Below are 11,499 nucleotides of genomic sequence, written 5' to 3'. Positions count from 1 at the left end.
TCCTCTCTGTCGTCTGGAGCAACCCCATGAGCATTGCACGTCAGATTGTTGATTTTGCGATTAAGGCGGGGTCCTCCGATATCCATCTAGAGGAAGGCTCCCCGATTGCCATCCGAGTCAACTCAGATATTCGCATACTGGAGAACATTCTTCGTAGAGACGACATGACGAAACTGTTGGTGGAAATCGTCGGCGAGCAGAAGCTAAATCAATATCAAGCCACAGGAGACCTCGATACATCGGTCGGCCTTGATGGACTGTCCAGAATCAGGATTAATGCCTACATGGCCAATGAAAAGCGGTGTCTCACGCTCCGGATCCTGCCCGACAACTTGCCGAAATGGCAGGACCTCGGCCTCCCCCAACCCTTCATTGATCTCACCCACAAGCACCGGGGCTTGGTGCTTTGCACGGGACCAACCGGCTCTGGCAAGTCGACCACTTTGGCGGCCTTTATTAACTGCATTCTTGAGACGCAAAAGCGCCACATCCTCACGATTGAAGATCCGATCGAATTTGAGTTCAATCATTCGCAAACATCGATCATTCATCAACGGGAAGTCAAACGCGACACCCAAACCTTTGCCTCTGCCCTCAGGGCTGCCCTGCGGGAAGATCCTGACGTGATCTACATCGGTGAGATGCGCGATCTTGAAACCATTCAACTCGCGATTACAGCCGCCGAAACAGGTCACCTCGTGCTCGGCACTCTGCACACCTCGTCGGCGGCAAAAACGGTGGAGCGCATCGTGGATGTGTTCCCAGGTGATCAACAGGAACAAGCACGCCTGCAGGTGTCGACATCCCTACTCGGGGTGATGACCCAAACCCTGTGCAAAAACACGAAAGGAAAACGATCACTGGCCTATGAATTAATGATCAATACCCCAGCCATTGCCAACCTGATCCGCGAACGCAAGATCAGCCAGATCTATTCTCAGCTGCAAACAGGAAGCAAAGAAGGGATGAACACCCTGGAGCAGTGCCTGCTGAAACTGGTGGACAGTGGAGAGATCAGTCAACAGGAAGCACTTGGCAAGGCCTCTAACCCCAAAGCGCTTCTGCACGTTGAGTCCTGATGGCAACCTACGGCGGTCAAACCCTCTCGGCCCGACCTGGCACTGAGGCAAGCACACCGACTGCGTCGGGAGGGCTCTTCGCTGAACTGATGGGAGGCCAACCTTCCCCAGCACGGCTGAAGATTCCCCAAAAAGATCTGCTGATGTTTTTCCGCCAATTGGCGGTGATTCTTCAGAGCGGTGTACCACTGGCCCAGGGAATGGTGCTGATCGCAGAGAACATGACCAATGAAAAACTCAGCCATTGCGTCAAACGCATCTCCGCCCGCCTCAGCGCTGGGGAAGAACTCTCGGTCAGCTTGCGTCAATATCCCAAAGTGTTCGAATCCCTCACCATTGGTCTGATTGAAGCAGGTGAAGCAGGCGGCATTCTTGAAGACGTGCTCGACCGCATCGCACTTCTTTTAGAAGAACGCGCCAAAATCCGTGGTCAGATTATCGGAGCGATGATCTACCCAGTGATTGTGTTGCTGCTGGCAGTTGGTGTCAGCCTCGGGCTGCTCATTTTCATCGTGCCGCGGTTCAAAACGATGTTCGATGGCATGGGCGCCTCCCTACCAGCTCTCACCAACTTCCTGCTCGAGCTCTCGAAAATCGTCACCTCGCCCTACTTTGCTGCTGGGGCTCCATTGGCGATTCTGCTGGTGATGTACCTCTTCCGTGGTTACTACAGCAGCGCCAGCGGTCGCCTCAATGTAGATAAAAACATTATCAAAGTGCCTCTCTTTGGTGATCTCTTGTTGAAGTCGGAAATGGCCAGCATGTGCGACACCCTGGCCACCCTCGTGAACTCGGGAATCCCCATCGTGGATGGCCTAGAGCGCTGTATTTCCTCCAGCTCAAACGAACTGATCCGGCGCACATTGCGACAATCCATCCTGATGGTGCGTCAGGGCCAAGAACTCAACTACGCCATGGGACGCCCGGGGGTGTTACCCAAACTCGTGATCTCGATGACCAAGATCGGCGAAGAAACCGGACAACTCAGTTTCATGTTGGAAAAATTGGCTCTATTCTACAAGCGTGAAGTGGAATCGGCAGTGTCGGCACTCACCAAAGCGATGGAGCCAGCCGTTGTGTTTGTGGTTGCAGGCATCGTCGGAACGATCGTAATCGCTCTGTATCTACCCATGTTCAGCTTGATCACAGAGATGGGTAAATAACTCACTCAGGATCAGCAAAGCGCAAGTCCCCGAGCGAGTCCAATTCGGCCTCACCCTTCTCTTCCATCACAGGTGCCTTACTTGTGGGGATCTGATCATCTGCCGCCTCAGAACCAAGCTCCAAACCTGGAATCACCAACAGAACATCTTCATCAGCGGAATCAATAACCGGCTCTTGCTGCAACGGCACGTGCTGATTCCTTGCTACTGACGAGGAGGTCATTGGGCCTTCAGAGGGCACCGCAGCGATCGTTGGCCATGGCACCTCCTCCTCACTCACATCGTCCTGCCATTCCTCGGCATCAACCGCACCCGTACTGCCCGTGTTAATCGACGGCCATTCCTCAACCTGTGTGCTCAAGCCATCCTTCGTCTCCTCTTCAACAGCCTTCTCCACCGCACCAGCAATGGACGGCCATTCCTCATCAGCAGAGCTCAATCGCTCCTGCTCCTCTTGATCAACTACGACCTCAGCGACACCTCCAATAGTTGGCCATTGCTCCTCTGCTTCACTCTCCTCTTCCGTTAACTCCTCGACCGGCTCGGAAACAACACCAACACCAATCGGCGGCCACTCCTCAACAGCAAAACCAATCGTGGAATGATCAGGCTCATCCAGTCGATCCAAGCTCCCCGCACCCACAGGCTGATCATCATCATCTGGAGGCGATGTGGTGGGTTCCTCGTCGGACTCAAGCGTGATCGAAGACCCCACATCAGGTGATGCGATCGGCATCGTTGAAGCATCCAGTACCGATGCGGCTACAGGCACCACAGCGGCGTCCTCCAGCACTTATCCCTGCACCCTTACAGACACTGACTGATCAGCCACCACAGGCAGCTGATCAAGGCTCGAACTCTGCACATCCAGATCCAGCAACTCTTCAATCGCCACCCCTGGGCGATGGGGGCGGGACACACCATCGTCCAAACTATCGACTGGAAACGTGACCAGCTGATCTCGATTCAGCAGACCAAGGGCCAGGCCCACCAACCGGCCCAATCCCTTCTGTACCAACACCTCATCCGCTGCAAATCCTGCGACACCCGGTGCCAACAGAGGCCGGTGAGCCAACACGTTGAGCCCCAAAGCCTGCTGCAGCAAATCCACCAGCATGGGGTGGGCACTGTTGAGACCTGTGAGTTGCAAGCAACGGATCTCAGCACCCGGAAACATGCCGTTAAAGCGCGCCAAGGCTGCTTTGAGATCGGCGATCAACACGCGCAGATCAAGATCAGAGATGGGCAGATAGCTCTCGTCTTGCACCGTGAACGACTCCGCCGACAGGCCTGCCTCGAGAGCTGCCCTCGTTTGCTCCTCATCCAAGTCAGGCTCCGGGAAATCCCTGATCGCCGCCAAGCGCTCTGAGCCCAACAATCCAGAGCACGTCACCAACATCAAATTGCTGCAGTCGGGGTGTAGTTCCAACACCAGTTCCACTTGGTGTGGCGCCAACATCACCAAATCCAGTGCCAACGAGCGCAGCTGACTGAGGCTGCCGAGTTCGAGTAACTGCAGCTCCAGATCAGCGGCCTGCAACATCTCAATCACCCGATCCACCAGCACCTGGGGAACCGCCGACAACATATACAACCGCATCCCAGGCGCCCGCTGCGCGATCGACGGCGTTGACATCGGCACCAGGTCGAAATCGGTCTGAGCCAAGGGGAACGGAAGCTGCACACCCTTAGCGGGATCGAGCACATACTCGCGGGCCTCCTCCGTGGTCAGCTCACCGGGAAGATCCACCAGGCGCTGAAACGCCACTTCCGGAGGCAGAACGACCGCCACCCGGTGAGCTGGGATCTTCTTCTCGGTGCAAATCTGCTGGATCAGGCTGGCCATCTTGGCCGGCTCCGCAGGAACACCCCGATCCAGTGCTTCAGGCGGGAGCGCCACACTGCTGATGTGATTGAGCTGCACCCCCTGCTGCGTCAAACACGCCTCGGCCAGATGAAGGAGATCCGTGCCGAATTCCAACACCAACACCCGTTTGGAGACGCGCCGCCGCATCGAGCTCAGCTGCTCGCCGAGCTGACTGATGTCGATGCCGAAAAAGGTGGAGCCAACGAGGGGGGTGGCAGTCATGGGCTCAGCAGAACGGGCGCGGACGACAGAACAGGCGCCTCGTGGGAAGCGTGGAAGCACTCAGGCGTTCGGGCAAGGCCTGAAGCAAATAAATCCCGGGCTTGGCACCCTCGGCATCAGCCAACAGCGATGCCATTAGTGACTCGCGCGCCGTGGTTGTCCACAGACAGAGCCTGTAGCCAGGCGGCAACGTGATCGTTGGCATCGGCAATCCCCACTGAGCAACTGGATCCGCTATTGGACAAGCCACCTGAGGATCGGTCGAATCAGGATCAAAGGCAATCTGCGGATGATCAGCCCCCTGGCCATCCAGTCGTTCTTTGCTCAAACCAGGCTGGGCGAGCACCTCCACCAACTGATCCATCGCCAGCTGAATCTCCTGGTGATCAATCAACACACCATTCGAAACTTCAAATTCATTGCGTTCTCCGGATTCAGCGGCACCAAGAAAGCGAAACGTGAACTCCATCACCATCGCCACCACACCGGTGAACACCACCAACATCAACACAGCCACCAGCATCTCCACCAGGGTCATGCCACGCTGATCCTGCAGACGCCGCAGGCGTAAAGGACCGCACTGTGATAACCACCTACTCAACGGTGCCCACCTCTCGGGGTGCCTTGAGCACATTCTGTTGCCAAAAGTTCTCCGCGTCGTCTGCGGACAGGCCAGCCTGCTCCAACACGGTTCGCTCCTCGTCATTGAGGGGGTAACGGCCGGTCTGGTCAAACGCCTGTTCTGCCACCTCGATAGCGAACAACAACGACGTGGTCGCCACCACCATGATCACTGCACCAACAACGGCATCGACCATCAGCTGCGCTTACTCCTGCTCGAACGAGCAACGCTCATCACCGCTTGGAAGCACACAGGAATACAGCTGATAAGGAGTTGTTGCATTGCCTAAATCAGGAAGCACCACCACATGATGGGCACCATCATTGAGCAGACAACTTCCGGCCCAACGGCCACTATTGACGGGCATATCGGGATCTTCCATCAAGGGATTCACTCCACCAATGGGCACATCATTGCTCTCGTAGGCCGTCGACAAAGCAGTACAGAGAGACGTCCCTGATAGCCCCGCTGGCACAGCACTGCGATCAGCCAACAAGGTGAGCAGTTTCTGATCCATCATCTTCACCCCCTCATCAGAGAGATAGGCATCAGGCGGTGATGGCAACAGCGAACGCCCACTGAGCGCCAGGCCCATTTCAAAGATCGCCATGATCCCGGCCAGCATTGCCACCCCAAGACCGGCGTAGAGGTACACCATCAGGAGTCCTCCTTGGGAACGTCCGGTGCAGGCTGTTGGCCATAGGCCGTGAGTTTGAGCGCCATGGTCACCTCCGGCTCAGGCGATTGATCCGCGGCCTGCCCGCTAGAGGCCACTGCCTTCACATCCATCTCACTGATCACCACAAACACCTGTAGGCGCTCCAGCGCCTGAAGGAACACCAACACCTGAGGGAATGCACCTTGCACAGTGAGACCAGCCGAGCGTTTTTCCAGCCCCCTGTTCAGCAAGGCATCCCCCGATGCAGCGGCCGGCTGGCCACCGCCTGCGGCTGGCGGCGCTTCCTGCCCAGTGGGCGCCGCCGGCGCCGTGAAACGCTGCACCTCGCCGGGCTCCGTGGTGGTGATGGCAACGCGGTGGGTATTGCCGAGATCATTGAGCTCCGCCAGAAACGTGTTGAGCTCTGAGCTGCCAGCCACGAGGGCCAGCAAACGATCGAGTTGCCGTTCCCGCTGAGCTTGTTTCAGCCTCAACTCACTGAGCTCCTGCTCCAGCAACGGCAGCATCTCGCTCTTGAAGCTGAGGTCGTCAACCAGCTTCTGCTGCTCATCGACCCGCAGTTTCAACGGGGTAATCCCAGCGCTGAACACCAACACCGACAAACCAAGCCCTGCAATCACCGGCAGCACCAACACCGCCCGCTCTGGGGAAAGCCAACTCCACAGGCCCGTGCGGCCAGCCCCTGAGAAGTTCGTCATGGCAGCAGATCCTCCTCCTGCTGTAGGCGTTGCAGGCGCTGCTCCAGCCCCACGGCTCCGAGGGACGCCAGTTGCGAGCGAATCGCCTGGGGTGCATCGGGCGCAAACGAGGCAGTGAGGGCATAGGTCAGCCGTTGCGCTGAGGCCTGATCACCGCCCCCCGCCTGCTGCACCTGCGCTTTCTTCAGCACGACGGCATCCTGTTGAAACAGACCCGATTCGCCCAACGACAACATCAAGGCATTGACGATGCGCAAGCCATTGGGCTGCAGAGCATCTCCATCCAGCTCCAAAACATTGCCATTGATCTTGGCCTGACCAATGCTCACGGCCGATGGCACCAAACGCCGCAACTCCGCCAGCAGGGCTGAACTGGAACGCACATCGGCCATCGCCTTCGCCATGGCCTTGTTGGTGTTCACCAAACCCTGCAATGCGGCCTTCTCCGTTGCAATCTCCCCCTGCAAACGGTCGTGCTTTTGAGCCCGCGGGGTGAGCTCTTCTTCCATCTGGATCAGACGCCGTTCACTGAACCAAAACCAACCACACATCAACAGCAACCCCAGCGGCAGCGCTGCTCCCAGCAAGGCTCCCCGCAGCAACAGGGTGCGCACCGGCACCACCTGCGGACGCTGATGGCCGAACTGCTCACGCCGTTGGCGCAACAGATCAATGTCAAGCCAGGCGCCCGAACTCACGATTCACTGCGTACGTCTTGCCTATTCAATCGATTCAAGCCGAGTGGCGCCATGATCATGCACAACACGCGTTAAATCGTTGGCGATGTTGCGTCCTAAGCGCACCACATTGCTCTACTCAGCAGCCCTGTTACTGCTGGGGCTGGGGATTGGCTGCAGCGGCACGCTGCTGGTGCAGAAATGGACCACACCCCCGCCGGCCCCGGTGCGACCCAAGCCTGAGCCCCCACCGGCACCAAAGCTGACGACCGACCTGTTGCTGGAGGGGGAGCCAGCCATGGGCGCCGCCAATGCCCCACTGACAATCGTGGAATTCAGCGATTTCGAATGCGTCTACTGCCAGCGCTTCCATGAACAGGTGCTGCCCCAACTGAAGCAGCAGTACGTCGATAGGGGGCTGGTGCGCTTTGTGCACAAAGACCTGCCCCTGCCTTTTCATCAGCACGCCAGGCCAACGGCAACTGCGGCCCGCTGCGCTGGAGAACAGAACCGCTACTGGGAGATGTACGAGGCGATCTTCGACCAACAAAGCTGTCTGGAATGCAAAGGGGTCACTGGCATCGCCAAAGAACAGAAACTGGATACCGACGCACTGGAGGCGTGCATGAAGCGGGAAGCCACCCAGGCCCTTGTGAACGCCAACCTCTCGGAAGCCGAACTGCACAACATCCGCGCCACACCCACCTTTGTGATCGGCCCGACCCAAGCGGGCAACAAACACAGCGGCGAAATCATCGAAGGGGCCATGCCCTGGCCACAATTCAAGGCGTTAGTCGATGCACAGCTGAAAGCAGTGAACAAGCCTTGATTGGCGAAACCAGACTTGCAGGCAGCGGCATAATCCATCCAGCAACGTCTCGTCATGCATCACGTCGTTCGCGAAGACCGCCTCTGGTTCCAGCGACATCCAACGGCGATCGTGCGCTTCCGCAAATCTGCTTCGGGCGAATTCGCACCGCTTCAGAAGCAAGGGGACGAGCCACCCGCCTTCCGCCCCAGCTTCAGCAAAGCCAGCGCTCCCCTTAGCTGGGTAGCGGTTGTCGACCTGATGCAACTGCTCGGCTCCAGTGCGGGCCAGGCTGAATCAGCTCCTTGTGCTCGGCTACGACTACGCACACCGGCCCTGCGCAGTAAAGATCATCGGCAGGCCGCGAAGCAAGAACTGATGGAAGCGGTGGCGGCCGAACTGCTAGGCCAAAGCGAACCGAACCAATCGGACAGCCCTGGAGACGAAACCAACAAAGACGTCAACACACCATCCGAATCAGAGGACGAAATCGCAGCCTGAAGAGGGTTCGACAGGCACGAGCAAGGTCGCTAGAACGGACCATTACGGCAATGCAAGCCATGGCTCAGCGCCTTGCCTTCCTAACAGCTCTGGCGCTGACAACATCGATTGCAGCCGCTGAAGCAGCGCCACAAGCTGACGCAGCATTGATTCAGCTACTCCAAACCCAAACCTGCAAGAACTGCCGGCTGGCGGATGTGGATCTCGTCCATGCTCAGCTGCGTGATGCTGATCTGGAAGGTGCCAGGTTGCAACGGTCGAACCTGAGCAAGGCTCAGCTCGATGGTGCCAATTTGCGCAATGCCGACCTCAGCTTCACAAGCCTCCAGGGCGCCTCCCTGCGCGGTGCCGACCTACGTGGAAGCCGATTGGTGGGGACGGATCTGCGTGATGTGGATCTCAGCGGAGCCCTCCTCGATCCCAATGCCCTGGAAGAAGCCCATTGGAGCGGCGCCACTGGACTCCCACCCCAGGCACAGAGCCATGCGGCGCTGCACAATGCCGGGGTAGGTGCGACTGAAACCAATCGATGGACACAGGCTGAAGAACTATTTGGCCTAGCGATCCAAAAACAACCTCACATTGCAGAAAGCTGGGTCGCAAGGGCGATCACCCGAGAGAAACTTGGCAAGCGGCAGCTGGCCATTCAGGATTTGAGATATGCCGGCCACCTCTATGCAGCCAATGGGGCTAGTGATCAGGCGACGCAGCTCGAAGGCGCTGCCAACTCACTACAAGACAAGGTGCAAAAACAGCAGACGGGGAATGGTGTTGGCTCAGCCCTACTAGGGGGCCTACTTTCAACCTCAAAAGCTCTCTTTCCGCTGGCCATGAAGCTATTTGCACCAGCCATCGGCCTCTAAAGAGAAGCCATAAGACTGTTCAACGGGGGCTCATCAGCTGACGTGCCTCACGAGTCGATGGGCGGTAGCCATAGCCATAAGAGCCACCAGCTTCATCATCAACAATTGCTGGGGTGACCAAAATCACAAGCTCACTTTTTTGGCGATTCGAAACACTACTTCTAAACAGTTGACCAAGGAAGGGCAAATCACCCAGCACCGGCCACTTCCGCACTTCCTCCTTATCCTGATCCTGAATCACTCCTGTCAACACCAGTGTTTGACGGTCGCGAAGCCGAATCTTTCCAGAGCTCAACTTGCGTCCACTAATATTGAAGATTGCAACACCCTGATTTCTGCCAGCAGGTACGGGCACAGAGACCTCTGGGGTCAGATCCAAAGTCACAAAGCCATTGTCATCAATCTTGTCCACTTCCACTTCCAAAGTAAGGCCCGCGTTGGAGCGCTGATAGGTGAACTGCGACGATCCATTGGATGTATCTGTGGTCGTCACACTCGTAATCACACTGGTACCCGTCTCAACGGAAGCCGTCTCACCCTCTTGCACTAAAAGGGTGGGCTGAGCCAACGTCTTGGCACTCGAGCTCACAATCGCAGCCTCTAAATAGCCATAGACAGAGTTTTGAGGGTAAGCAAACTGATCCGGATCTTTGCCCGGAACATAAATAGGACGGCCCTGACCATCCACTTTTGGTACAAGCGTGGGATTGGCAGCCGGATCAGTCGACTCAACCCATTTAGGCCGACCAAATTTGTCCAACAAAGGAACCAGCTCCGTCGTTCTAACCGTACCCCCAGAGTTCGTTGTCGTGGTCGTCACTTCTTTTTGAGCTTCCACATATGGAGGATCAAAGACCTGCTGGCCCTGCACTTTCGGGATACCAGCATCGTAAACACCAGGACGCGTATAGGGAGTGCCATCGCCTAGCAAACCAACCCCATCACTACTTCCAGGCAGATGATCTCCAAAATTCATAAATGCCTTACCACTCTCACTAACGATGAAAGTATTGCCAAGCCGTGCGGAGAAACTTGAGTCGATACCACGATCATTATTAAGATCAACATTTAAGATCTGCACTCGAACGGCAACCTGGCGCTTGCGCAGATCGATTTGGCGCAAATAACCCTCAGCGATGGAAATCAATTCAGATTCGCCAATCAATGTGATTGTATTCAAGCGTGCATCTGTTGTACCTCGAAGCCCAACCAATGGCCCTACATCAGCCCCAAAAGCCATTGACTCTTCAGCCATTGAGGTCGTCATCTGCCCAGAAGAAGATTCTCCACCACCTCCATCCTGATCGTTTTCTGACGAGGTTGTTGTCGATGTACTTGCGACCTGAATCTTAGCCCCCAGGTTACCCAAATAAGTCTTAGCGGACGCTGCATCAACTTGATTCAGCCGAAAGACCTTCGACATCGTTGGCCCCATATTCAGGCCCATAACGCTGGGCCCAACGATCAAGGTTCTGCCTTGAAGCCGAGCCTGATATCCAGATGCAAGTAGAACCGTATTAAAGGCAACAGCGAATGGAACCTCATTTAAATAAACACTGATCTTATTTTCACCAGCAGCAAACTCACCCTCCGAGGCCGCTGATGAACTTCCACCATTGGAAAAAACGAATCCATATCCACCTTGTTTCGCCAACTCTTTCAATGCGAGCTTTGCATCCGCATCGACAAAGTTCAGGCCGGGAACAATGGGCCCACTCAGTTTTAAATAACTGCGGTTCTGAAGCACCATCGTTCCCACAGCCATGTCGCCTAACGGCGGCGCTACAGCCCGAGGCCTCAGGGGGGGGGCATAGCGAGACTGTGGCACCCGGCCAGGCGTCGTCAGATCAAGCTGGCCGGCCTGCAACTTGGGGGTGCCCAGGCCAGTGAATGTGAGGATCAGATTGCGGCCATCGGCACTCACAATCGGATCTTTGAGGCTCTGGCCCAAGGCCTGCCGAACCGTAATGCGATAAGAGTCGCCACCACCGCTTAGGGAAACAGCCTCAATGCCCAACTCAGGCAGACTCAAGGTCTGCGGACCACGCATCAGTCCTGGGCTTCCCTGGGTGCGCAGTTGCCCTTCCCAAATGCCATTCGCAAGGCGCTGCTGCAGCAATGGTTTGGCACCCACACCTGCCAACACCACCTCCAACGCCTTGGGTTTGCGGCGAAGCTTGAGCTGCAAACTGCCTTGGCGCTGAGTTTGCGCCTCAGCAACGCCACCGCCCACAAAACCAAGAGCGACGACGTCCAAGCAGGTCGCTCCCAGGGCCAACGCCAATAACACAGGCGTCAGTCGCCGGGAAGAAGACATGGG

Annotated in this window: 13 protein-coding genes; 5 read left to right on the top strand and 8 right to left on the bottom strand. The window is 56.7% G+C overall.

Annotated elements, in window-relative coordinates:
- The first annotated feature begins 26 nt into the window (after nt 1-26).
- Both DXY10_RS03070 and DXY10_RS03065 read left to right on the top strand, forming a co-directional pair.
- A complete protein-coding gene (locus DXY10_RS03070) occupies nt 27-1,079 on the top strand; it encodes a type IV pilus twitching motility protein PilT (RefSeq protein ID WP_115016099.1) in 1,053 nt (350 codons plus the stop codon).
- Entirely contained in the window at nt 1,079-2,242 is a 1,164-nt protein-coding gene (locus DXY10_RS03065) for a type II secretion system F family protein (RefSeq protein ID WP_244281907.1), read from the top strand. Before DXY10_RS03070 ends, DXY10_RS03065 begins: the two co-directional genes overlap by 1 nt.
- Before the next feature lies 1 nt (nt 2,243).
- Here DXY10_RS03065 and DXY10_RS03060 read toward each other — a convergent pair whose 3' ends face one another.
- The 7 genes from DXY10_RS03060 to DXY10_RS03035 are packed head-to-tail and all read right to left on the bottom strand — an operon-like array spanning nt 2,244 to nt 7,028.
- Complete coding sequence (locus DXY10_RS03060; RefSeq protein WP_115016097.1) at nt 2,244-3,035, bottom strand: hypothetical protein; 792 nt, start codon at nt 3,033-3,035, stop codon at nt 2,244-2,246.
- On the bottom strand, nt 3,036-4,331 hold the full coding sequence (pilM, locus tag DXY10_RS03055) for a type IV pilus biogenesis protein PilM (protein WP_115016095.1): 1,296 nt from the start codon (nt 4,329-4,331) through the stop codon (nt 3,036-3,038).
- A 4-nt stretch (nt 4,332-4,335) separates the two neighbouring features.
- On the bottom strand, nt 4,336-4,965 hold the full coding sequence (locus DXY10_RS03050; protein ID WP_256359468.1) for a PilW family protein: 630 nt from the start codon (nt 4,963-4,965) through the stop codon (nt 4,336-4,338).
- Nucleotides 4,925-5,149, bottom strand: a complete 225-nt coding sequence (locus DXY10_RS14445) for a hypothetical protein (RefSeq protein WP_170955677.1) — start codon at nt 5,147-5,149, stop codon at nt 4,925-4,927. The genes DXY10_RS03050 and DXY10_RS14445 overlap by 41 nt, the downstream gene beginning before the upstream one ends.
- A 9-nt stretch (nt 5,150-5,158) precedes the next feature.
- Nucleotides 5,159-5,611: a hypothetical protein gene (locus DXY10_RS03045; RefSeq protein ID WP_115016092.1), complete on the bottom strand. Its 453-nt coding sequence runs from the start codon at nt 5,609-5,611 to the stop codon at nt 5,159-5,161.
- Nucleotides 5,611-6,330, bottom strand: a complete 720-nt coding sequence (locus DXY10_RS03040; protein WP_115016090.1) for a hypothetical protein — start codon at nt 6,328-6,330, stop codon at nt 5,611-5,613. Before DXY10_RS03040 ends, DXY10_RS03045 begins: the two co-directional genes overlap by 1 nt.
- Nucleotides 6,327-7,028: a PilN domain-containing protein gene (locus DXY10_RS03035; protein WP_115016089.1), complete on the bottom strand. Its 702-nt coding sequence runs from the start codon at nt 7,026-7,028 to the stop codon at nt 6,327-6,329. The genes DXY10_RS03040 and DXY10_RS03035 overlap by 4 nt, the downstream gene beginning before the upstream one ends.
- An 85-nt stretch (nt 7,029-7,113) precedes the next feature.
- Between DXY10_RS03035 and DXY10_RS03030 the strand changes: the two genes are divergently transcribed.
- From DXY10_RS03030 to DXY10_RS03020, 3 genes are read left to right on the top strand one after another with little or no spacing between them, the layout of a single operon-like run.
- On the top strand, nt 7,114-7,836 hold the full coding sequence (locus DXY10_RS03030; protein ID WP_115016087.1) for a DsbA family protein: 723 nt from the start codon (nt 7,114-7,116) through the stop codon (nt 7,834-7,836).
- A 54-nt stretch (nt 7,837-7,890) separates the two neighbouring features.
- Nucleotides 7,891-8,316, top strand: coding sequence for a hypothetical protein (locus DXY10_RS03025; protein ID WP_115016085.1), 426 nt, complete (start codon nt 7,891-7,893; stop codon nt 8,314-8,316).
- A gap of 59 nt (nt 8,317-8,375) precedes the next feature.
- A complete protein-coding gene (locus DXY10_RS03020; protein WP_244281906.1) occupies nt 8,376-9,179 on the top strand; it encodes a pentapeptide repeat-containing protein in 804 nt (267 codons plus the stop codon).
- Nucleotides 9,180-9,198: 19 nt separating this feature from the next.
- Here DXY10_RS03020 and DXY10_RS03015 read toward each other — a convergent pair whose 3' ends face one another.
- On the bottom strand, nt 9,199-11,412 hold the full coding sequence (locus DXY10_RS03015) for a type II secretion system protein GspD (RefSeq protein ID WP_244281905.1): 2,214 nt from the start codon (nt 11,410-11,412) through the stop codon (nt 9,199-9,201).
- Nucleotides 11,413-11,499: the final 87 nt, after the last annotated feature.

It is taken from the genome of Synechococcus sp. UW140 (assembly GCF_900474295.1).
Classification (GTDB): domain Bacteria; phylum Cyanobacteriota; class Cyanobacteriia; order PCC-6307; family Cyanobiaceae; genus Synechococcus_C.
This window is presented reverse-complemented; position numbering and strand designations above follow the sequence as displayed.